The following is a 22,076-nucleotide window of genomic DNA, read 5'->3' as shown; positions in this document are numbered from 1 at the left end:
TGTCGGCGTGCCCCCGCGTGCCGTTTCAAAGCAATATCCCGGAGGGCAAATCCGGGAGAACCATCTTGCGTGTCGCCATCGTCCACTACTGGCTGGTCTCCATGCGTGGGGGCGAAAAGGTCGTCGAAGCCCTGTGCGACATGTATCCCGACGCCGATATCTTCACGCTGGTTTATGACGAAAAACGGGTTTCGGAGAAAATCCGTCGGCACCGTGTCACCCCCTCCTTTCTACAGAAGATACCAGGTGCGAAGCGGCACTATCAGTCGCTCCTGCCGCTGATGCCCTTCGCGCTGGAGAGCCTGGACGTCTCCGGATACGACCTCGTGATCTCCAGCGAATCGGGACCGGCCAAGGGCATCACGCCCGGCCCCCAGGCAACCCATGTCTGCTATTGTCACTCACCCATGCGCTATGTGTGGGACCACTATCATTTCTACCGGGCCAATGCCGGCCTGGCGGCACGGCTGCTCATGCCGTGGATCGCACCGGCACTGCGCACCTGGGACGTGACCACCGCTGCGCGCGTCGATGCCTTTGTCGCCAATTCGCGCCATGTGGCGGACCGGATCGGCAAATACTACCGCCGCCGCGCGACCGTGCTCAATCCTCCGGTGAGCGTCGATGATTTCGCGCCCGTGAGCGACCCTGGCGACCACTATCTCGTCGCCGGCCAGCTGGTCGGCTACAAGCGGGTCGACTTGGCCGTGCGCGCGTTCACACGTATGGACCGCAAGCTCGTCGTAATCGGCGAAGGACCGGAGATGGCGACGCTGAAGCGGCTCGCCGGGCCCAGCGTAACGTTTCTGGGCCGAACCCCCTTCCCGCAGCTCAAAGACATGCTTGCCCGCTGCCGGGCACTCATTTTTCCCGGCACCGAGGATTTCGGGATCGTGCCGGTGGAAGCGATGGCGAGCGGCCGGCCGGTCATCGCCCATGCGAGCGGTGGCGTGCTCGATTCGGTCGTTCCCGACCAGACGGGGCTCCTCTTCGACGAGCAGTCCGAAGCAGGCCTCATCGATGCCGTACGCCGTTTCGAGGCCATGGAAGGGACCTTTCATCCCGAGATCATCCGCCAGCATGCTCAGCAGTTCAGCGATACTCACTTCAGGCAGCGCATGCAGCAGATCATCGATGACGAGATTGCCAGGCGAAAGCCGATGCCGGTTTCGCTCTCGCAGACGGTGCGCAGGCAGCCATCCCTGCGCCCCCGGGTCGCCAGGGTGAAACTCCCCGACACACACTTGAGAAACGGAGCGTGACAGAGCCATGTTTTCAGTCCTACGTATAAGGAGTGCGGCGCGTGACGAGGAAACCGATACACTGCGTTTCAACACGCTTCTGCACACGCTCGACCTTCTCGACAGGGAGTTGCGGGCTGAACGACGCGGCCTGAAGGAGCGCTGTGAGCGGGTCGCGGCAACCGCCGCCTTCGCGCAGGAGCGCTTTGAAAACAACGACCATGAGAACGCGCTCTCGACGCGGATCGACGAGATGACCCGCTCGATGAAGAACTACACGCGACGGATGAATGCGCTTCAGCGCCAGATCGACCTTGTCGGTCAGCTGCGCGCGACCGCGTCGACCTTCACGGCGGACCACCATCCACTCCCAGAACCGCGGGAGGCTCCCGGCTTGCGGCACTAACCCGCGTCGGAACGGGAAGCGTGGGATCGATGCCTTTCAAAATGATTAGAGGAGACCCGCCGATACGCTGACAAGATGAACGCCGTAACACCTAAGCGCAGGGGATTTGCACCAACGTTCTATCTGCACGACGCGCCTGGGCTTTTATGATTTCCAGCAATTGAGAAGATTGAGAATCGTCGAATATGAAACGCTAAGCTACCGCCTTTATTGAGGTTTCGGAACTTGGCGCAGCGCAGAAACGAGGCTCCGGATCGCCAGTGCGAAGGCATGGCGAGGGATGTCTCCCGGTTCAAACGGAGAGGAGCGAACCGGGAGCGGGGGAGGACACGCGAACGATGGACACGTCTCGTGCGGAGAGACTTCGCACCGGGCGGTAGACCAGGAAAGGTCGGCGAACCGGGCAGAACTCTGATGGCAAGCAGTGGCAGTTCAGAAAGAGCAATTCATCACACAGACACAACCGGGATGCTCGCGCTCATCGAAGAGGACATTCGAGCCTTCGACCTGAGCCTTTCGGGACTGCGCGTCGTGGTTCCCGTCGACAGCCGATTTCTGGCAGCAACCGCAGCAACCGCCCTCATGGCGGGTGCCGCTGCCGTGACCGCCGTCACACCGACGGCCACCCGGTTCCAGTCAGCCGAAGAAGCGGCGGAGGCGACGCGTACACTGGTCGGGGCCGCCGGGCTCCTGGAAAATCTCTCGATCGACGAACGAATCGACCACGAGACCTGCCGTGCGACCAATGTTCTTCTCAACGGTCCATCCATCCGCCCGATCACGCGCTCGCTCATCGAACGCCTGCCCGACCATTCGGTCGTGGCGCTGATGCACGAAGCCTGGATGACGCTGGCGGGAGAGGTGGACATCGAAGCCTGCCTTGAGCATGACATCCCGATCTCCGCCGTCAACGAATCTCATCCGCTGGTGGGCGCCAGGGACTACCACCCGGCCCTCTGCCTCGAATTGCTCAAGGATGCGGAAATCCCCGTGGAGGGGGCGGATATAGCGCTGATCTGCGACAATCCCCTCTCCGATACGCTGGAACAGGGGCTGAGGCGGGCCGGTGCGCAGGTGGCCGTCGTCGCGCATGCCAATCAGATTTTCGAGCACGACTGGCGCGCCATCCTTCTCGCCAAGCGTCCCCGCGAGGAGCCGCGCCTCGGGATTCAGGATCTCGGCTGGATCGCCAAGAGCGCGCCGGACGCAACGGTGGTTCAGTACTGGGGAGATGTGGACCGGAAGGCGGCGCGGTATTTCGAACTAAAGGTGTGGCCGCAGCGCACACCCGGCAAGGGCCAGTGGGGAATACCGCTGGATACGCTGGGGCCCGGCCCGATATTGCAGCGCATCACGGGCGGCCTCAAAGCCGCCCAGTCCGTGCTCGCCGGAATGCCGACCGCACCCGACAGCCTGGCGCAAACCCTTACATCGACTGACATTCTCAACGGCGATTGACATTCGGCAATCTGCGCCGTGAGTCTTCGCATCTGCAAAAAACTGTGTCATATCCCTGTCGCAATCGTTCCGGTGCGGCACGTTCCGTACCAGTGGCGATACGCGAAGGGAGGACAGTTTGAGCGCAAACGCACGGATTACGGCACTGACGCCGCCTGACATCCTGGCGCGGAAGGGCGGCGATCCGCTCGTCTGCCTGACCGCCTACACCACCCCGCTTGCCCGTCTCGTGGACCGGCACTGCGACATCGTTCTCGTCGGTGATAGTGTCGGCATGGTCCTGCATGGCCTGCCAAGCACACTCGGCGTTTCGCTCGACATGATGATCATGCACGGCCAGGCTGTTCGGCGTGGCGTGGAACGCGCCCTACTCGTCGTCGACATGCCCTTTGGAAGCTACGAGGAAACGCCGGAGCAGGCTTTTCGCAATGCCGCCCGGATCATGGCGGAGACCGGATGCGCGGCCGTCAAGCTCGAAGGTGGCGAGACGATGGAAAAGACCATCCGGTTTCTGACCCGGCATGGCATTCCGGTCATGGCGCATATCGGCCTCACGCCCCAGGCGGTCAACAGTTTTGGTGGCTACAAAGTGCAGGGCCGCGGCGACGAAGCATTCCACATCCTGCGGGATGCGGAAGCGGTGGCCGATGCGGGCGCATTCTCCGTCGTGCTCGAGAAGGTTCCCGCCACGCTCGCCGATCGCATCACCGAGACAGTTGCCATTCCCACCATCGGTATCGGCGCATCGCGGGCCTGCGACGGGCAGATACTCGTGGTCGATGACATGCTCGGCATGTTCGACGCGTTCAGGCCGAAATTCGTCAAGCGCTTCGCCGAGCTTGGCGAGGCCGCGGATGCGGCCATCGCGGCCTATGCGCAGGAAGTCCGCTCCCGGAAATTTCCGAGCGACGCCCATGTCTTCACCGATGGCAGGAAGGGAAAGACCGAATGAGCCCCAGCATCCTCCGCACGGTTGCGGAACTGCGTGAGCGCGTTCGCACATGGCGGTGCGCCGGCGAGCGGGTTGCCGTCGTGCCCACCATGGGCGCGCTCCACGAAGGGCATCTGAGCCTCGTGGAAGCAGCAAAGGCGCGCGCCGAGCGGGTGATCGTCACGCTGTTCGTCAATCCCAAGCAGTTCAACAACGCCTCCGATCTCGCCGCCTATCCACGCACGGAAGCCGACGATGCGGCCAAACTGGCGCCATTGGCTGTCGATGTCCTTTTCGCCCCTGCGGTAGAGGAGATGTATGGCTCCGGTTTCTCAACCACCGTTTCCGTCACGGGTGTGAGCGATGGGCTGTGCGGAGCGCACCGGCCCGGCCATTTCGATGGCGTTGCGACCGTCGTCAGCAAGCTCCTCCTGCAGAGCGAAGCCGACATAGCCTGCTTTGGCGAGAAGGATTTCCAGCAGCTTCTGGTGGTGCGCCGGCTTGCTGCCGACCTGAACATTCCGGTCGAGATTGTCGGCTGTCCGACGGTGCGGGAAGCCGACCGGCTCGCCCTCTCCTCTCGAAATGTGCGTCTGACACCGGAAGAACGACGCGTTGCGCCGGCCATCGCCAGAATACTCTTCGACAGCGCTGACAGGCTGGCTGCGGGCACCGAAGCTGGCCCCGTTCTCGAACAGGCTCGCCGCGAACTTGAGACCGCGGGTTTCGACCGTGTCGAATATTTCGAGTTACGCGATGCCGAGACCCTCGCTCCCGTGGCCAAGGTGGGGTCCGCCGCCAGACTGCTTGCCGCCGCCTGGCTCGGCAATACGCGTCTGATCGACAATGTCCCCGTTTTGCCCAGCGGGGGCTGATCGGCTCAGCCCCTATCCCTCGCCCGATTTTTCGAGTGCCTGAACATCGTCGGCAAGCATCAGCGCGATCGGCCGCGTGCTCTCGAAACTGGCCATGATGATGGCGATGATCGAGGTCAGGGGAATGGCAAGAATGGCACCGGGAATGCCCCATAGCGACGACCAGACCGCCAGAGACACCAGAACGACGAATGGCGACATGTTGATCCGGCGGCCGATCATGCGCGGTTCAAGGGCATTGCCCACCCACATCTGCGCCGAGGTCAGCAAGACCGCGACCAGAAGCGTGGTCTGGACCGAGCCGTACTGCGCCAGTGTCAGAAGCACGGGGAACATCACACCAAGCAGCGAACCGACATAGGGTATGTAGTTCAAAAGGCCGATCAGAACCGCCCAGAAGAGCGCGAAATCGACGCCGAAGAGCTTGAGCACGACAAAGGAGAGGAGGCCGAGAATGATGTTCACAAACGTCTTGACCGCCAGATACTCTCCAATGCTGCGGTTGATGTCGCGCACGATCGTGTGGGTCTGGCTCGCCCTGTCTCTTGGAAGGGCAGCCGCGATCTTTCTTGCAAAGCCGCCGCGCTCGGCCATCAGAAAGGTCGAATACACGACCGCCATGAAGATGATGCCGGCCAGAGACCCTACAGAGCCAAGCCCGACAGCGGCAAGGCGCTGAAGATTGATGCGTCCCCATAGTGTTTCAATAAGGGTTGAAAGGTTGGGGATCTCTTCGATATCGAAGCGGGAAAGGATGCCGGTGAGCATATCCGTCAGGTTCTTCTGATACACAGGCAAACGCGCGATCACCTGTTCGGCGGTGCCGACCATCACACTGGCCAGCATGACCAGGGCCAGAACGAATATCGCCAAAACGAGGCCGCGCCGCATCCACTCAGGAAGACGGCCGAGCACCGGCAGGCGCCCCAGCGCCTCAGACGCGGTCAAGAGAACATAGACCGAGATCACCGCAATGAAGATCGGCATCAGGACCGAGCGCCCGATCACCAGTATCCACCCGATCAGGACCGTGAGAACGACGGCAAGAACCAGGGTGACAAATGCACGAAGCGGGTCAGTTTTCTCCAGCATGTCTCTTCAACCGCAACGACAGCAGCACCAGCGCGACACCGCTGGCCAACAGTTCCAGAGCCACAACCAGGCCGAAGTTGATCGTCAATCCGAGAAGAACGATCACGCCAAGGATCGCGGAAACGCCACCCGCTCCGAGAAGAACGGGAAACACACGGTCTCCCTGCAGGCTACGCCCCACCCAGAGTTTCGCCGCACCCGATGCAATCAAAAGCGCTCCGAGGAGAAGCCGTAACACACGACCATCCCCGAATGGGCCGAATAGAAGAGACAGGCCGAGAAAGACACCGGCGAGCGCCAGCAGTCCGGCACCGATCATCGTCGGGACACTGGGGGCCTTATAGGCTGCCCATCCCTGCAGGGCGCCGGCGACGATCAACGCCCAGCCGCCCAGTGTCAGTGTCAAACTAGAAGCAGAACCGAGGTTGAAGAGAGCGGCAAGACCGCCGATCAGAGCAACAATCCCCGCGAGCAACCACAACATCCAGTGCTTCATCTTCCCCTCCGTTCGGCCTCAAACGCTTTTGCCCCCCGCTAGAGCAGCCACTCTACCGGAAGCCAGCCGGCAACCACTGTTGCCACCTGCTGGAACCACGTGGCGCCGGGCTCCTCCTGATAGATGACCGGATCCTGCCGCTGCCGCTCCTCCACCCAGACCATTTTGTCCTCTGGTGTCAACCGAGGCTGGTAACTGACGAGGCCCAGCCGTCCATCAAACCCTTCACTGATGCGTCGAGCCATGTTCTCGCTATCGATCAGGAAGCCCATCTCGCAGTTCAGGATCGCGGATCGAGGGTCGAAATTGAAAGAACCGATGAAAATACGCTCGCCATCAACGGCGAAGGTCTTTGCGTGCAGGCTGGCACCCGAAAGACCGAATGGCTTTAGCTGAATCTCGGAGCCCTGCGTCACTCCGCCACGCAGTTTCAGCTCGTAGAGCTTTACCCCTGCCTCGAGGAGCCCTCGCCGATATTTGGCGTAGCCGCTGTGCACCAGGAGCACATCCGTCGTGTTGAGTGCGTTGGTCAGAATGCGCACCTGCCTGCCGGCCTTTGCCAGATCGCTGAAATAGCTGCTTCCGATCTTGCCAGGAACGAAGTAGGCCGAGATCAGATCGAGCCGTTCCTGCGCCTCACCAAGGATCGCGCCGAGCCGCATGATCATTAGCTGATCGCGCGTGGCGATCCCCTCCCCCTTTACCGGATCATCGGCAACGAGCTGGACATCCGTCCATTCCAGCGCCTCACCACCCCCGGCATAGCGTTCGGCACTGCTTTCCAGCTCGGCCAGAACCGCGTGCGCTTCCTCGCTCGAGCGCACCTGCGCGACACGGGCCTCAAATGCCTGCAAATCTCCCGAACCGGGGATGATCGTCTCGACGCCATAGACCGAGGCGCTGTTCCAGTATTCGTCGAACACCGCAGCTGTTTCGGGAAGAATCGCGCCTGTCGCCAGCACATCCATGTCGACGTAGAACGCCTCGCCGATCTGGAAATACTCGTCGCCGATGTTGCGGCCGCCGACGATCGCCGCAGCGCCGTCGACGATAAACGACTTGTTGTGCATGCGCCGGTTCATGCGGAAGAAATCGAAGGTGTAGCCGAGGAGCTTCGGCCGACGAACCGTCGACGGGTTGAACAGGCGAATGTGGAAATTCGGCAGGGCGTTGAGCGAAGCCATGTGGGCATCGAGCCCCGGCACCCCGTTGTCATCAAGCAGGAGCCGCACCCGCACACCGCGTGCCGCCGCTTCGCGCAGCGCAGCCAGCAGAAGGATACCCGACGTATCGTCGTGCCAGATATAGTACTGCGCATCGATGGAGCTTTGCGCGTGCTCGATCAGAGCCAGCCGGCTCGCCAGCGCGTCTTTGCCATCGGCAAGCGGCAGAACGCCTGTCTTGCCCGGATGCGCCGCCTCGCCCGCCTGCAGCAGCCGGCCGAGTTGCGTCGCAGGGTCGGCGGCGATCGCGTTCTGCGGTTCCCTGTCCGAGATATCGGGCAATGGAAAGACAAGCCGGAGGACGACAACCGCCAGCACAACCGCGAGGGCTATGGAAATCAGACCGAACATAATCTGCTTTATACGCACGAAGCCCCCTTCCCGCACGAATGGAGTGCCCATTTTATCCCAACTGTGGGAAAGCAAGGCAAGGAAGGGTTTCACCGGCAGGCATCGCGCACCGGCGGCACTGGTCCCGGCCCGCGCTCAGGCAGAGAACGCAGCTTCGTAGATTTCCGGCTTGAACCCGACCAGCCGCCGGTCTCCGAGATCAAGCACCGGGCGCTTGATCATGGCCGGCTGTTCTTCCATCAGGCGAACCGCCTTCCCGGCATCCATATCGGCCTTGTCTGCGTCGGAAAGTTTTCTGAAAGTGGTGCCGGCGCGGTTGAGAAGCTTCTCCCAGCCAACCTCCTCCACCCACGCCTCCAACCGCGCGCGCTCAATGCCGGCGGCCCTGTAATCATGAAACGCATAGGCAATGTCATGCGCCTCAAGCCAGGCCCGCGCCTTCTTCATCGTGTCGCAGTTCTTGATGCCGTAGATCACGGGGGTCGTTGATTCTGTCACCACCAGTTCGCTCCCATTCCATTATGCCATGACCGCACAGCCACCTGATTTCGCTCATGGTTTTCAGATGGCAGGAATCACGTATCGACAAAATTGCCTCAGTACGCAGGCTCTTGAAAGCGCTGTCCTTCCCACACTTCCGCGGGTAGCGCAATTTGCCGGACACGGGGCTCAAGTGACCTCTTCAGGCCATTTGTGCGGAAAGACGATCTGCAGCCTTCACCAACAGTCCCAGGTCCACGCCGGCGGCAACGAACTGATAGCCCCAGTCGCGGTAGCGCCGCGCATCTTCGGGACTGGTTGCAAGGATACCGGCTGGCTTGCCGAGCAGCCTGAGCTGATCCACCGCCTCACGCAATGCCCTCTGCACATCCTCATGGCCGGGATTGCCCAGATGACCGAGCGATGCCGCGAGATCGGACGGGCCGATGAAAACGCCATCGACCCCGTCAACGGCGGCAATCTCACCCAGCGCCTCCAGCGCCTCGCCCGTCTCGATCTGCACGAGCAGGCAGACCTCGCGATTGGCGACCCTGAAATAGTCCTTCGCGCGGCCGTAGCGGCTGGCGCGCGTGCTGCCGGCGACGCCGCGGATTCCCTCCGGCGGATAGCGCGTGGCAGCGACTGCGGCGCGCGCTTCGGCGGCGTTCTGGACGAAGGGAACGAGAATGGTCTGCGCGCCGATGTCGAGAACGCGCTTGATGAGCACCTTGTCGTTCCAGGCCGGGCGCACGATGGCTTCGGCAGAGCCGCTGGCCGCCGCCTGCAACAGCGGATAAAGCCCCGCCACTTCCACCGGCGAATGCTCGCTGTCGAAGAGCAGCCAGTCGAAACCGGCATCCGCCAGCGCCTCGGCAGCGATGGGGCTGCACAGGCTGCTCCAGAGGCCGATCAGCGTTTCGCCGGCCAGAAGCCGCTTCTTGAATGTGTTTTCCAGGCTCTTCACGGCAGACCTCAGACGAACTGGACGGCAACGCTGCCGAGCGGGCCGAAATCCGCATGCAGCGTATCGCCCTTCTGCGCCCAGACAGGCCGCGTGAAGGAGCCCGACAGCATCATGTGGCCAGGCTCCAGCGTGATGTCGAAGGGCGCGAGTTTGTTGGCGAGCCACGCAATCGCCATCGCCGGATGGCCGAGCACACCGGCGGCAAGGCCCGTCTCCTCGATCTCTGAATTGCGGTAGAAAACCGCACCGACCCAGCGCAGATCCACCTCGTCGGGCCGAACCGGACGGCCACCGAGCACGATGCCGGCGGCGGCGCCATTGTCGGCGACCGTGTCGAAAATCTTGCGCGGTTCGGTAACGCGCGCGTCGATGATCTCGATGGACGGCACCACATATTCGGTGGCGCGCAGCACGTCGATCAGCCCCACATTCGGTCCCTTGAGCGGTTCCTTCAGGATGAAGGTCAGCTCCGGCTCGACACGCGGAACGCAGAAGTTGTCGAAGGGAACTTTCGCGCCGTCATTCAGGATCAGATCGTCGAACAGATAGCCGTAATCCGGCTCGTCGATCTTCGAGCTGGCCTGCATCGCCTTGGAGGTGAGGCCGATCTTGTGGCCGATGATCTTGGCGCCGGCCTTGACCCGTTCTTCTGCGACCGCGGACGAAATGGCGTAGGAATCCTCAATCTGGATGTCCGGGAACATTTCCGAGGGGCGACGGCCCTGCACCTTGGTGCGGTGGCTTTCGAGCAGGGAGCGAACCGCTTCCGCGCGCTGTTCTTCGCTAAGCATTATGAATGTCCTCTGAAGCGATTTCAGGAAAAGTGGGAACCGGACTTCGGTCCTAAGTTGCGCAAAGCAAAGGTCAGAGCTTCACGCAGACATTGCGCAGTTCGGTGTAGAATTCGAGCGAGTGGACGCCGCCCTCGCGGCCGATGCCCGAGCGTTTGGAGCCGCCGAAGGCAGTGCGCAGGTCGCGCAGGAACCAGCAATTGACCCAGGTGATGCCGGCGTCAATCCGGCCGGCCACGCGATGCCCGCGCGACAGGTTCGTGGTCCAGATCGAGGTCGCCAGCCCGTAGGGGCTGTTGTTGGCGAGCTGGATCGCCTCTTCTTCATCGTCGAAAGGCGTGATGTGCGTGCAGGGACCAAAAATCTCGTCGCGCACGACGGGGGAATCTTCTGGCAAGCCGGTCCAGACGGTGGGTTCCACCCAGCTTCCACCTTCATAGCCCTGAATGGAGGGCACACCGCCGCCGGCGAAAATCTCCGCGCCACCGGCCTTCGCCTTCTCGTAATAGGAGAGAACCTTGCGGCGATGCTCCTCGCTGATGAGCGGCCCCATGGTCGTTTTCTGGTCGAACGGGTCGCCATAGGCATAGGTTCTCGCTCTTGCCGCGAGTTTTTCCGCCACCTCGTCGAAGATGCCGCGCTGCACATATAGTCGTTCGGTGCCGAGGCACACCTGCCCCGTATTGGCGAAACAGGACCGTCCAAGCCCCTCTATGGTGATGTCGATATCCGCATCGTCGAACACGATGCCCGGGTTTTTGCCGCCAAGCTCCAGCGAGACCGGGCGCACGCCGCGCGAGGCCGCCGCCATGATGGCCTCGCCGGTCGTCGTTTCGCCTGTGAAGGTGATCGCGTCCACGTCGGGGTGGCTCGACAGGAACTCACCCGTGCTGCCGCCACCGAAACCATGCACGACATTATAGACGCCTTCGGGAATGCCGGCCTCGTTCATCACCTCGCCGAGCAGCGTGGCGGTGGCAGGCGTTTCCTCCGATGGCTTCACCACCACCGTGTTGCCACAGGCCAGCGCCGGCGCGACCTTCCATGTCATCAGGAGCAGTGGCAGGTTCCACGGGCAGACAACGCCAATGACGCCACGCGGCATGCGGATCGCGTAGTTCAGCGCCCCGGCGCCATCCGGCGTCGCCATCTCGAACGCTTCGGTCGCGACGCTCGCGATCTGATCTGCGAAAACGTTGAAATTGGCCGCGCCACGCGGGATGTCGATATGGCTGGCGATGGAAACAGGCTTGCCCGTATCCATGATCTCGGCGCGCAGGAATTCGTCGAAGCGCGCATTGATGCCATCGGCCACCTTGCGCAGAAGCGCGATGCGCTCCTGCACGGTCAGCCGTGCCCATGGCCCCGTGAGCGCCCTTTTTGCCGCCGAAACAGCCGCGTCCACATCCTGCTCGCCTGCTGCGGAGACGAGCGACTGCACCTCGCCCGTGGCGGGGAAACGGTTTTCGAACAGGTCGCCGGTGCCATCGACAAAGCGGCCATTGATAAAATTCTGGATACGCTTCACGTAATCTCGTCCTTCTTGCGGAAACTCAGAGTTCGGGATCGCCTGCGGTCAGGAAATCCCACATGCGCTCGAAAATGCGGCCGGCCTTCGTGGCCCGCTCGTTTGCCCCTTCGGCGGAAAATGTCGGCGGCTCGTCGCCAAGCCCGGCTCCCAGCGCTTCCAGCTCGATGCGGCAGGCATCTTCCAGATACCAGGCAAGCACCACGGCCTCTTCCAGCGTGTCGCCCGCTGTCACCGCGCCGTTGCCGCGCATCAAAACAGCGCGGGCATCGCCCATTGTGGAGAAGACACCCCTCGCCTTTTCATCGTCACGCACCAGCTGCGGATCATCCCAGAGCGGCGGCTCCGGCGCGAAATAGGCGCCAAAGCCGTGACGTGCCTTCGGTGACCTGCCGAGGGCTGCAAGCGCCATCATCTTCGGCGACATGAAGCGCGCCACGCCGCCGACCGTCGGGCGGTTGCGATAGATTTCCTGATGGATACGCACCTCGCCCAGAACGCCTTCCGGCAGCGGACCGCTGACCGGCACAACGGTGCAGGTTTCGCCCCGCTTCACCAGCCCCATGGGGTGTGGTGGACAGACGAGAAAACGTTCCGCATCGATCCGCGCCGAACAATGGCCATAGGCATGAGCAAGCCCATGCCTGCCAAGCGCCCGCGCCGCCATGCGCACCCGGCGCGCCAGATCGTCCATATCGGTCTGTGTCACGGCTCAGTCCTCGAACGCGGCTATGTTGGGCTTCGCACCCCATTGGCAGAAGCCAACGGGTTCGAAGGCGAACTGCCGGTCGCGCCACAGGGGTTCGTCGTGGATTTCGCAGACGCCGGTCGAGTATTCGAAGGTCATGCCATCCGGGCCGCTGAAATAGAGGAACTGCGCGGAGGACGTCGGATGGCGACCGGGGCCGAAAGTGATGTTGATCTGACGGTCGCGGATGAAGTTGGTCGAGCGCTGGATGTCGTCGGTCGACTCCACCTGGTGATTGATGTGCTGGATGCCGGCCTTGTGATAGGGAAACAGCGCAATCGTGTGGTGGATCGAGCCAAGCCGCATCAGCGGCGCGTCTCCAATGCGGTCGGAAACGCGCGCGTTGCAGACCCTGGTCCAGAATTTTTCATCCCGCTCCAGATCGCTGGAGCACAGGCCCACATGGCTGAAGCCCGTGATGCCCGCATCACGCGTGCCGTGGTAGCGCTGGCCGGAAATGGCCGGGCGCACGACAAATTCGATGCTGTTGCCGGTCGGGTCGCTGAAACGGATGAACTCCCGCACATGGCGCGCCTCGCATTCCTCGCGCGTGCCGTAATACACCTTCTGCTGCAAGGTTTCGAGCGTGGCAGCCGCAGCATGCAGGTCGGCAGACGAGCCAAGCTCGAACGCGGTCACCTGGTCTTCCGGATCGCCTTCGAAATAGCACAGCGTGTGGTCGCGGCTGTCGGATTTGAAATGCACCGCGCCCTTTCTGTTTTCGGACACCTCCAGCCCGAGAATGTTCTGCGCAAACCAGACTGCCCCTTCCAGATCGCGCGTGCCGAGACGGCAATAGACCACGTCCTTCAACTCGATCATGTCGCTTCTCCTGTCGGTTACGCGCCCGAAAACTCGGGCTCATTGGTCGGGGAGCCCCATGCGCAATGGGAAAGGGCCGTATCGGGAAACTGGCGTGGCGTGCGCTCGGGCTCGGCCTCGCTCATGCCCGTGGAATAGCTGAAGAGCACATCGCCCGGCCCGCGGGTGGCGACGAAAGTCTTCTCCGACGCCGGCTGACGGCCCGGCCCATGGACGATAGGCAACTGCCGGGCCTGCAGAAAATAGTGGTTCTGCATCACGTTGTTGATCGACTCGACGGCGAAGTCGACACCCAGTATGCCGTCGCGAGCCGAAGGATAGAGCGCGATGCGGTGATGCGCGCCGTCGATGCGGACATAGGCGGCATCGCCGGCCCAGTCGGAGACGGCGCCGCCCAGAACGCGCGTCCAGAAATCCTCATTGGCAGCGATGTCGGTGCAGGCCAGCGACACGGAAGAGATTTCTGTGATGCCCGCATCGCGCGGACCGTGATAGCGCCAGCCGGATGTGAGCGGACGCCAGACGAGTTCAACCGTGACATCGTTGGGCGCGCTGGTCGCGATGCCCTTCTTGATCTTCCGCGCGGCACAGGCCGCCTGATCGAATTCGGAGACGGAGAACCCTTCGGCGCGCAGCCGCCCGGCCATCGCGGTCAGGTCTACGTCGCGGGCGACGGTCAGGGCGACTGCCGCATCCGTTTCAGCGGCGCTGAAGCAGAGCGAATAGGCGCGCGCATCGGAGCGGAAATAGGCGCGCTCCTCTTCCCGCGCAAACTCCTGCAACCCGACGATATCGGTGGCGAAGGCAGCTGCCTGTTTCAGGTCTCCGGTCGCCAGCCGCACATAGCGAAGATCGCGATAGGGTCCGCTCACAATATCCTCCACATTTCCGTGCGGAGCGCTTTACGCGCCCCGCCTTTTTGATCTCGATGGCCTCAGAGCCCTGAGGCTTCCGCTTCCAGTTTTTCAAGCATTGGAGCCTTGGTGCGCCATTCCTTGTACCAGTTATCGATGGCCTCACCGAAGAAGGCGCGGTCGATCGCGATGACGGGCACCTCGGTGCCTTTCAGCTTTTCGAGATAGTCCGCGTCGATTTCGGCATAGGAGCCCACCAGCGTATCGAGATGCGCCTTCAGCACCTCCTCGATGATCGCCTGATCCTCGGCGGGAACCGCACCCCATTTTCGCCCGGAACCGACGGCGATCATCGGGAACATCATGTGGTTGGATTCAATGATCGTGCCTGCATGCTCATAATACTTGCTGTTCCAGGTGCCCTCGAAGTCGATCTGCATGCCGTCGACTTGCCCATTGGCGAAGGCATCATAAAGCGCCGGCAAAGGCATCGGAGTGGGAGCAGCCCCCACCTTGACCCAGAAGTCGAGTTCCGGCGCAAAGGGCACCGTGCGGATTTTCTTGCCCGAAAGCCCGCCGACGTCCTTTACCTCGCCACGCATGACAATCTGGCGCAGGCCGGCCATCGCATAGCCGAAACCTTTCAGGCCGAACTTGTTTACCCCGTCGAGCAGTTCGCCCGCCGTATCGCCCTTCAGGAGCTTTTGCGCGCCGGCGACATCCTTGACGATGTAGGGAGCCAGAAAAATACCGTAGTTCGGATCGCGGTTGGCGAACTCTCCCAGCGTGAGAAAGGCAAAGTCCAGCGCGCCCGTCTGCAATTGCTGGAGCATCTGGGCTTCGTTGCCGAGCTGACCGCTCGGGAAGATCAGAAGCTCGACGCGCCCGTCGGTCTTTTCCTTGAGCTCTTCAGCGATCGTGTTGGCTGTCACCGTCCATTGATGCGGCGGCGGCGTGATGAGGCCGAGCCGGTATTCTGCGGCACCGGCGATCTGCGTTGCCAGCATGACGCCGGTAACGGCCAGCGCGCCCGCTATCTGTTTCAGCATGTTTCTTCCTCCCGTTTGCAATGCTTGGAGCTGCTCCGGCTTCCCGTGCCGGACAGCAGGGTGAGAATGTCAGGCACCTGCGCATCCCGCAGGCTGGCGAGCGCTTCGGGATCCGCCAGATCGAGGCTTTGCGCGACGCCTTCGATGAGAGTGGCGCGGGTTTCCGCGTCGAGATGGGGCGCGCCGAGCGAGGCCCACCACTTTTCCACCTCCGGCCCCAGATCGTCGAAAAACTTCGCCAGACCGGCATCGCCGCCTGCCAGATGGAAGATCGCCGTCGGTCCGGTCACGCACCAGCGCGCGGCAAGCCCCCTGGTGACTGCCTTTTCAATGTCGTCGACCGACGCGACGCCTTCCGCCGCCAGATAGACCGCCTCGCGCCACAGTGCGGCCTGAAGACGGTTGACCAGATGGCCGGGCATTTCGCGTTTGAGCCGCAATACCGTCTTGCCGATGCCGGAATAAACGGCATCCGCAATGTCCATCGCAAGCGCGTCCGTCTTCGCGCCGGCGCAGATTTCCACCACCGGCATGAGGTATGGCGGATTGCAGGGATGACCGATCACAAGGCGTTCGGGATGCACCAGAGCATCCTGAATATCGCTCGGCGACAGGCCCGATGTGCTGGACGCGATCACCGCATCTGCCGGCACATGCCGCTCGACCGCGGCAAGCACCTCTCTCTTGAGTTCCAGCCGCTCCGGCAGGGCTTCCTGCACGAAGGTCACGCCGTCCGCAACGTCATCGAGCCGGGCGATGTGGGACGGCGGTGCCGCACCGGCGCGGGCGCTTCCAAGCCGCTCCAGAACGGGCAGAGCCTTTTGCCGGACCAGATCGAGGCGTGCGGCCGTGCCGGGCGCCGGGTCATAAACCTGTACAGGGTGCCCGGCAGCCGCAAACACCGCCGCCCATCCGCAGCCGATGGTTCCGCCTCCGATGATCAGGACAGGTGCTTTCGCCTCGGCCATCACAGAAGCTCCTTCAGGCCCGTTGCCAGCCATGGAAAAAAGGCCAGAAGAACCAGAACCACGGCGACGGCCACAAAGAACGGCGTGACCAGCCACGCAATGCGCTCGGCCTTCACCCCGCCCATCAGGGCGGCGGCGAAGAGGCCTGTTCCCACCGGCGGCGTCAGCAGACCCAGCGTCAGATTCAGGCAGACGATGACGCCAAACTGGAACGGATCGATGCCGTAGACATCCGTCGCGACCGGCAACAGAACCGGGACCACGAGAATGATGGCGGGGATCGGGTCCGTGACCATGCCGAGCATCAGAAGAAGCAGGTTGAGAAGCAGCAGGAACACGATGGGCGACGCGGTGATGAGCTGCAGCCCTTCCGCCACCCGCGCCGGCAGGTTTTCGAAGGTGATGACCCAGCTGAACACCTGCGCGGCCGCTATGAGAAAGAGCACCACGGCGGCACTGCGCGCGGCATTGGCAAAAGCCGGGAAAATGTCTGCCACGCTCATCTCGCGATAGACGAAGAGACCGGTCAGCATCGCCGCAAGCGTGGCGATGGCGGCGGCTTCCGTCGGCGTTGCAAAACCGCCCAGAATGCTGCCGATAATGACAGCGGGAATGGCCAGCGCCGGGAGCGCATCGAGCAGCGCCGCCAGACGCCGTCGCAACGAAAGCCGTTCCGAACGCGGGAAGGCGTAAAGCCTTGCAAAAACGGCGATCACGACAATGAAGGCGACGAACATCATCGCGCCCGGCACGATACCGGAAATGAACAGGTCGCCGATCGGCATCTGCGCAACCACGCCGAAAATGATGAACAGCATGGAAGGCGGGATGATCGGGGCCAAAAGACCGCCGGCCGCCGTGATGCCCACAGATACATCGCGCGGATAGCCGGCCTTCTCCATCTCCGGCACCGCGATCTTCGACATGATGGTGATCTGCGCCACGGTCGAACCGAGGATCGAGGCCATCAGCATGTTTGCGATGAGATTGACATAGGCGAGACCGCCCCGCACCGACCCAAGCAATGCAAGTGACAGGCTCATGAGGCGCCGGCCTATACCGCCGGCGTTCATGAATTCGCCAAGCAGAATGAACATGGGCAGAGCCAGAAGGCCGTAATTTTCAAGCCCGCCGAAGAGTTGCTGGGCATAGGACTGAATCAGCACCGTGTTGCCGCTGACGGCGATGAACACCAGCGCCGTTGCGGCGAGAACGAAGGCAATGGGCAGGCCGACGAGCAGAAACGCGAGGAATGAGCCGGCAATCGTCATCGTTCGCCCTCCCCACCGCGCAGGCGCGTCGCCAGGTTGGCTGCTGCGTGAAGCGTACCGCTCAGAAAAAAGGCAGGCAGGATCAGCCAGAACCAGACCTTGCGCATGGCGATGGTCGTGGTCGGCTCTTCATAGATGAAGTTGAAGCTCTTCTGGCTGAACTCGGCGAGCGTTTCGGCGGCCAACACACCCACCGGATCGAACCAGTTCCACAGAATGACGCCAAGAATGGCGAAAAAGACCAGCAACGCCGCGTCCACACCGATCAGAAGCGCCCTGCGGCTTCCCACCGGCAGCATGTCGGTGAGAAGCGTCATGGCGATGTGGTCGCGGTTGCGAATGCCGATGGACGCGCCGATGAGCGCGGCCCAGATCATCACATAGATCGCCAGCTCATCCACCCAGATCAGCGGCGAACCGAGGCTGCGCGTCACCACATTCAAAAGCAGCAGCAAAAAGACGACGCAGAGCAGCAGACCGGCGCAATACCACTCGACCGCCGCCAGGCGGGCGCTGACGCGCGCCAAAACCCCAGCCCGCTCGACTCGCTCTTCAGACAATACGCTCGACATCGGCAGAAACCGCCGCCTCCTCCAGGCTCCGTCCCAATGCCCCGAATAAAATATCGATGTTATTTGCAAGTCAATAAAAATATCGATATTTTTTCCATCAGGCAAACGCGCTTGTCGAAGACGGCGCGGGCCGGTTAACTGGGGAAACGAGCGGAATGGCAGAGATCCTCGTCAACATGCGGTATGACGGACCGGAACGAACAATCGCCGAGCGTGCCTACCGGCTGCTCAGGGAAGACATTATTTCAGGCGCGCTTGAACCCGGCCTGAAACTCAAGATCGAAATGCTACGCACGCGCTATGGGCTGGGTGCGGCGCCGATCCGCGAGGCGCTTGCGCGGCTTTCCAGCGACCATCTGGTCAAGCTGGAGGGGCAGCGCGGCTGCGAGGTGGTGCCCATGTCCGTCGGGGATGCACGTGACATCGGCAATATGCGCAAGCTGCTTGAGGTCGAAGCCCTGCGCATATCAATCGACAATGGCGACGACGAATGGGAGAACGGGCTTGCAGCCGCGTTTCATCGGCTGGAGCGGCTCGAGCGGACAATCGATCAGGGCATTGACGACCTGGCCGCATGGGAGACCCTCAATCATCAGTTTCACAAGGCGCTGGTTGCGGCCTGCGATTCGCAATGGCTTCTGCGCATGCGCCAGCTCATGTTCGACCAGCATGAGCGATACCGCCGCCTTTCCCGCGTCAAGACCGTGGCGACCCGCGACATCAGCCTTGAGCACCGCGCCCTCTTCGAGGCCGCTCTTGACCGCGATGTGGAAAAGGCGGTCACCGTCATGGAAACACATATCGGGCGGACCACAGACGCGGTTGTGCATACGTTTGCGCGGCACGATCTGGCAGAGGAGGCTCTCCGGCACAAGGAGGCCTGAGCAGACCGGTCGGCCGATTCAGAGCGCTTCCACTTTTCATTGAATCGTCAAAGCGCTCTATCTCGCCGGTTTTACGCAGTTCCGGCCGGAAAACCGGTTCCCATTTTTCCAGGCGTTGATCTAAATCGGGCGGACTGCATGTCCGCCCGTCGCATCCACTGTCCAGTCAGGTCGTTGCGCGGAGATCGAAAACCATTCTAAATCGCGTAGCGCTTTTCGAGCTCGTCGAACAGATCCTTACGGACCATTCTCTGACGTTCAACGAAGCTTGCCACGGGACCGCCCTCGTCCATTCGGCCCGTTTCCCGGAGCTGGCCCAGCGCCATCTGCATGCCGTAAACGGCGGATTGCAGGGCGACATTGGCGTAAAGCACAAGCGAGAAGCCCATGTCGCCCAGTTCATCAAGATCGAGGATCGGCGTCTTGCCGCCGACGACCAGATTCACGAGTTGCGGCGTGCCTTTGAGAGCTGCCGGAATGCCGCGCATCTCTTCTTTTGACTGCGGCGCTTCAACGAAAGTGATGTCGGCGCCGTCCTCGATGAAGGCGGCGGCACGCTCCAGCGCTTCATCGTACCCGTCCGTGGCGCGGGCATCGGTGCGCGCAACGATGAGCGTGTTCTCATCCTGGCGGGCGTCGACCGCTGCGCGAATGCGCGAACGGGCCTCGTCCAGCGGCACCACTTCCTTGCCCGAAAAGTGCCCGCAGCGCTTGGGTGTCTTCTGGTCTTCGAGCTGCACGGCGCTCGCGCCTGCCCGCTCCAGAGTGCGAATGGTGTGGCGCACATTGAGCGCATTGCCAAAACCGTTATCGGCATCCACCACGATGGGAAGTTCGGTCGCGTCACGAATGGTGGAGGTGTGCTGCGCAATCTCGTTCAGCCCGACGAAACCCATGTCCGGCATGCCGAGATAGGTGTTTGTAAGGCCTGCGCCCGACAGGTAAATCGCCTCGAACCCCTGGTCTTCGATGACCCGTGCCGCAAGCGCATTGGCCGCGCCCGGCATGAGTACGGGGCCGCCCTTCAGAATACGCTGTTTGAAGGCGCGGTTGATTTCGTGGTTCAGCATGAAACGTGTCTCTTTCTTCAGTCCTGTTGGGCGAGGGTTTGGTTCCGGTCAGGGTATGTAGACATGCCCGTCCATCAGACGGCGCTGGGTGCGAACGATGCGTGCGGCGCTGATCACGCCGCTTTCAGCATGACGCGTCGCGCCCACCATGACGATGCCGCTCGGCGTAGCGATGCGCAGATTCAGCGGGTCTGCTGCCTGCGAGAGGCAGGCGCTCACGACCGAGCCGTTGACCACCGCAGCGCATGCGAGTGCCAGCGCACCGGTGACCGGAACCGCACGATGCGCCTGCCCTGCGGAAATCATGCGAATCTGCAGATCCTGTGCTTCAGCCGAATGCGTGATGCCCGCGATATCCCTGTACCCGGCAGCGGGCCCCACCATGGCGACTTTCGGTGTGGCGATGCGTCGCTCCGCAGCCTGGAGATCAGAGCTCAAGCCCATCATCACGGAAGCCTGCCGGCGGATGTCTTCAAGGCGATCCATCAGCGCAGCATCCTCGTCGATCGCGCCGGGGTGGCTGCGCGTGTCGCCAGCGACATCCCCTGCCGCCACGAACACCGAGGGAACGGCTGCATCGATCATCGTCACGCGAACCCCGCGGCCATCGGCCAGCGTCAGTTCGCGGCGTGCGCTGCCACCCGGCAGCGTGCCTCGGCCGAATGTGTCGGAAGGATCGAGAAAATCCAGCGTGACCGGTGCGCCGGTGCCATGCACACCGGGAATAGCCGTGTCGCCCGCCACCACCGCACGACCTTCGGATACAGCGAAGCGGGCAACGATCACCTTGCCCGAATTCGTGTTGTGGATGCGCACGACGGCTTCGCCATCGCGCGGCCCCTCGACCAGCCCTTCATCATAGGCAAAGGGCCCCATGGCAGAGCTCATATTGCCGCAATTGCCGCTGAAGTCGACCCTGTCACTGTCCACGCCAATCTGGGCAAAGGTATAGTCGATATCGGCGTCATCGCGGCTCGCAGGACCGACAACACACACCTTGCTCAGGGAGGAAATCCCCCCGCCCATGCCGTCAAGCTGCCGTTTGCCGGGATCGGGACTGCCCATCAGCCGGGCAAAAAGCTGCGGCCATGCGGCTTCGTCTTCTGGCAGGTCCGCGCGTTTGAGCACCACTGCCTTGGAGGTTCCCCCGCGGATGAAGGCTGCAGGGACGCGTTTCTGGCTCATTCCACCTCCTCGGCTCTCTCGGAAAGCTGCGCCTCAAGCGCGATCCAGCTGTTGCGGATATGACGACGCATGAGAAGCCCGGCGACTTCCGCGTCTCCATCGGCAATCGCCGCTGCGATGCGCTTGTGCTCGTTCAGCGCTTTCGCTCCGCGTCCGGTCACATTGCGGTGCTTCACGCGCAGGAGCGAAAGCTGCGGGTAAAGCTCGCGCGCCAGATAGCGCAGGATAAGCGGGTTGCCGGCCATTCGTGCGATCACCATGTGGAAGTCGCGGTCCCCGGCCCCCTGCAGATAGGCCCCTTCAGGGTGCGCTGCGATCTCACCGGCATGCTGGTCCAGAAGATCGCCAAACAGGGCCGCCGTTTCCGGCCCGGCTTTAGAGGCGGCGAGCATGGCGGCTTCGGCTTCAAGCGCTGCGCGCACCTCGTAAAGTGCGCGCGCATCCGCACGCCCCATTTCGCGCACACGCGCGCCGCTGTTGGGGACAATTGTCACAATACCGGCTTCGCTGAGCAGATTCAGGGCCGCGCGCACAGGCCCCCGGCTGACTTCAAACCGCTCGGCCAGTGCCACCTCGCCCAGCCGCGCCCCTGAAGGAAGACGGCCAGCAAGAATATCTTCCCGCAACACATCGGCCAGCCGCTCGGCCGCGAGCCCACGAGATTTATCCAATATTGTTGACAATTCCTCCTCCCTCAAGCGGGCGATCAAAGCGGGAAACAAAATCACTTTCCATAAAATCCTTAAAAAACATCGATATGTCAATGTCTCCTGTTCTCTTGACATGTAGAGCCTCAGAGCGATAACTGGTCATCGCC

The 22,076-nt window shown here is 62.3% G+C and carries 23 protein-coding genes; 6 read left to right on the top strand and 17 right to left on the bottom strand.

From position 1 onward, the window contains the following. Nucleotides 1-65: 65 nt before the first annotated feature. The 5 genes from KUG85_RS09485 (at nt 66) to panC (ending at nt 4,911) form a co-directional block, all read left to right on the top strand. Entirely contained in the window at nt 66-1,262 is a 1,197-nt protein-coding gene (locus KUG85_RS09485) for a glycosyltransferase (protein ID WP_223005004.1), read from the top strand. Between the two features lie 7 nt (nt 1,263-1,269). After that, the gene (locus KUG85_RS09480) at nt 1,270-1,647 is read left to right on the top strand and encodes a hypothetical protein (protein ID WP_223005003.1); all 378 of its coding nucleotides are present in this window, start codon (nt 1,270-1,272) and stop codon (nt 1,645-1,647) included. 468 nt (nt 1,648-2,115) lie between these two features. Next, the gene (locus KUG85_RS09475) at nt 2,116-3,105 is read left to right on the top strand and encodes a hypothetical protein (RefSeq protein ID WP_223005002.1); all 990 of its coding nucleotides are present in this window, start codon (nt 2,116-2,118) and stop codon (nt 3,103-3,105) included. 118 nt (nt 3,106-3,223) lie between these two features. Beyond that, nucleotides 3,224-4,057: a 3-methyl-2-oxobutanoate hydroxymethyltransferase gene (gene panB, locus KUG85_RS09470; RefSeq protein ID WP_223005001.1), complete on the top strand. Its 834-nt coding sequence runs from the start codon at nt 3,224-3,226 to the stop codon at nt 4,055-4,057. After that, nucleotides 4,054-4,911, top strand: a complete 858-nt coding sequence (panC, locus tag KUG85_RS09465) for a pantoate--beta-alanine ligase (RefSeq protein ID WP_223005000.1) — start codon at nt 4,054-4,056, stop codon at nt 4,909-4,911. Before panB ends, panC begins: the two co-directional genes overlap by 4 nt. 12 nt (nt 4,912-4,923) lie before the next feature. On the opposite strand, the gene KUG85_RS09460 is transcribed toward panC, so the two are convergent. The 14 genes from KUG85_RS09460 to KUG85_RS09395 form a co-directional block, all read right to left on the bottom strand. Continuing rightward, entirely contained in the window at nt 4,924-6,003 is a 1,080-nt protein-coding gene (locus KUG85_RS09460; RefSeq protein WP_065816155.1) for an AI-2E family transporter, read from the bottom strand. After that, on the bottom strand, nt 5,987-6,487 hold the full coding sequence (locus KUG85_RS09455; protein WP_255606373.1) for a DUF308 domain-containing protein: 501 nt from the start codon (nt 6,485-6,487) through the stop codon (nt 5,987-5,989). The genes KUG85_RS09460 and KUG85_RS09455 overlap by 17 nt, the downstream gene beginning before the upstream one ends. Nucleotides 6,488-6,537: 50 nt before the next feature. Continuing rightward, on the bottom strand, nt 6,538-8,124 hold the full coding sequence (locus tag KUG85_RS09450; RefSeq protein ID WP_245291773.1) for a phospholipase D family protein: 1,587 nt from the start codon (nt 8,122-8,124) through the stop codon (nt 6,538-6,540). Between the two features lie 84 nt (nt 8,125-8,208). After that, nucleotides 8,209-8,574, bottom strand: coding sequence for an ArsC family reductase (locus tag KUG85_RS09445; protein ID WP_223004998.1), 366 nt, complete (start codon nt 8,572-8,574; stop codon nt 8,209-8,211). A gap of 181 nt (nt 8,575-8,755) precedes the next feature. Continuing rightward, entirely contained in the window at nt 8,756-9,517 is a 762-nt protein-coding gene (locus KUG85_RS09440; protein ID WP_223004997.1) for an HpcH/HpaI aldolase family protein, read from the bottom strand. 8 nt (nt 9,518-9,525) lie between these two features. Beyond that, the gene (hpaH, locus tag KUG85_RS09435) at nt 9,526-10,308 is read right to left on the bottom strand and encodes a 2-oxo-hept-4-ene-1,7-dioate hydratase (protein WP_223004996.1); all 783 of its coding nucleotides are present in this window, start codon (nt 10,306-10,308) and stop codon (nt 9,526-9,528) included. 73 nt (nt 10,309-10,381) lie between these two features. Beyond that, nucleotides 10,382-11,836, bottom strand: coding sequence for a 2-hydroxymuconic semialdehyde dehydrogenase (locus KUG85_RS09430; protein ID WP_223004995.1), 1,455 nt, complete (start codon nt 11,834-11,836; stop codon nt 10,382-10,384). A gap of 25 nt (nt 11,837-11,861) precedes the next feature. Then, nucleotides 11,862-12,545: a class II aldolase/adducin family protein gene (locus KUG85_RS09425; protein WP_255606328.1), complete on the bottom strand. Its 684-nt coding sequence runs from the start codon at nt 12,543-12,545 to the stop codon at nt 11,862-11,864. Nucleotides 12,546-12,548: 3 nt separating this feature from the next. Further along, nucleotides 12,549-13,406 carry a VOC family protein gene (locus tag KUG85_RS09420; RefSeq protein WP_223004994.1) on the bottom strand — a complete coding sequence of 286 codons (858 nt, stop codon included), beginning with the start codon at nt 13,404-13,406 and terminating at the stop codon, nt 12,549-12,551. 17 nt (nt 13,407-13,423) lie between these two features. Further along, nucleotides 13,424-14,278: a VOC family protein gene (locus tag KUG85_RS09415; protein WP_223004993.1), complete on the bottom strand. Its 855-nt coding sequence runs from the start codon at nt 14,276-14,278 to the stop codon at nt 13,424-13,426. A gap of 62 nt (nt 14,279-14,340) precedes the next feature. Beyond that, nucleotides 14,341-15,309, bottom strand: coding sequence for a TRAP transporter substrate-binding protein (locus tag KUG85_RS09410; RefSeq protein WP_065816163.1), 969 nt, complete (start codon nt 15,307-15,309; stop codon nt 14,341-14,343). Further along, entirely contained in the window at nt 15,303-16,277 is a 975-nt protein-coding gene (locus KUG85_RS09405) for a 3-hydroxyacyl-CoA dehydrogenase NAD-binding domain-containing protein (RefSeq protein WP_223004992.1), read from the bottom strand. Before KUG85_RS09405 ends, KUG85_RS09410 begins: the two co-directional genes overlap by 7 nt. Next, on the bottom strand, nt 16,277-17,548 hold the full coding sequence (locus KUG85_RS09400; RefSeq protein ID WP_223004991.1) for a TRAP transporter large permease: 1,272 nt from the start codon (nt 17,546-17,548) through the stop codon (nt 16,277-16,279). Before KUG85_RS09400 ends, KUG85_RS09405 begins: the two co-directional genes overlap by 1 nt. After that, the gene (locus tag KUG85_RS09395; RefSeq protein WP_255606327.1) at nt 17,545-18,075 is read right to left on the bottom strand and encodes a TRAP transporter small permease; all 531 of its coding nucleotides are present in this window, start codon (nt 18,073-18,075) and stop codon (nt 17,545-17,547) included. The genes KUG85_RS09400 and KUG85_RS09395 overlap by 4 nt, the downstream gene beginning before the upstream one ends. 200 nt (nt 18,076-18,275) lie before the next feature. On the opposite strand from KUG85_RS09395, the gene KUG85_RS09390 reads away from it, so the two are divergent. Beyond that, complete coding sequence (locus KUG85_RS09390) at nt 18,276-19,004, top strand: GntR family transcriptional regulator (RefSeq protein ID WP_223004989.1); 729 nt, start codon at nt 18,276-18,278, stop codon at nt 19,002-19,004. Between the two features lie 197 nt (nt 19,005-19,201). Here KUG85_RS09390 and KUG85_RS09385 read toward each other — a convergent pair whose 3' ends face one another. Genes KUG85_RS09385 through KUG85_RS09375 form a run of 3 tightly spaced genes read right to left on the bottom strand, consistent with a single transcriptional unit; the run spans nt 19,202 to nt 21,930 of the window. After that, nucleotides 19,202-20,074 (bottom strand): isocitrate lyase/PEP mutase family protein, encoded by an 873-nt coding sequence (locus tag KUG85_RS09385; protein ID WP_025029245.1) that lies wholly within the window; start codon nt 20,072-20,074, stop codon nt 19,202-19,204. A gap of 48 nt (nt 20,075-20,122) precedes the next feature. After that, entirely contained in the window at nt 20,123-21,259 is a 1,137-nt protein-coding gene (locus KUG85_RS09380; RefSeq protein WP_223004988.1) for a PrpF domain-containing protein, read from the bottom strand. Continuing rightward, nucleotides 21,256-21,930 (bottom strand): GntR family transcriptional regulator, encoded by a 675-nt coding sequence (locus KUG85_RS09375; RefSeq protein WP_223004987.1) that lies wholly within the window; start codon nt 21,928-21,930, stop codon nt 21,256-21,258. Before KUG85_RS09375 ends, KUG85_RS09380 begins: the two co-directional genes overlap by 4 nt. Between the last annotated feature and the right edge of the window lie 146 nt (nt 21,931-22,076).

It is taken from the genome of Nitratireductor rhodophyticola, from assembly GCF_019891355.1.
In the GTDB taxonomy this organism is placed as follows: Bacteria; Pseudomonadota; Alphaproteobacteria; order Rhizobiales; family Rhizobiaceae; genus Nitratireductor; species Nitratireductor rhodophyticola.
This window is presented reverse-complemented; position numbering and strand designations above follow the sequence as displayed.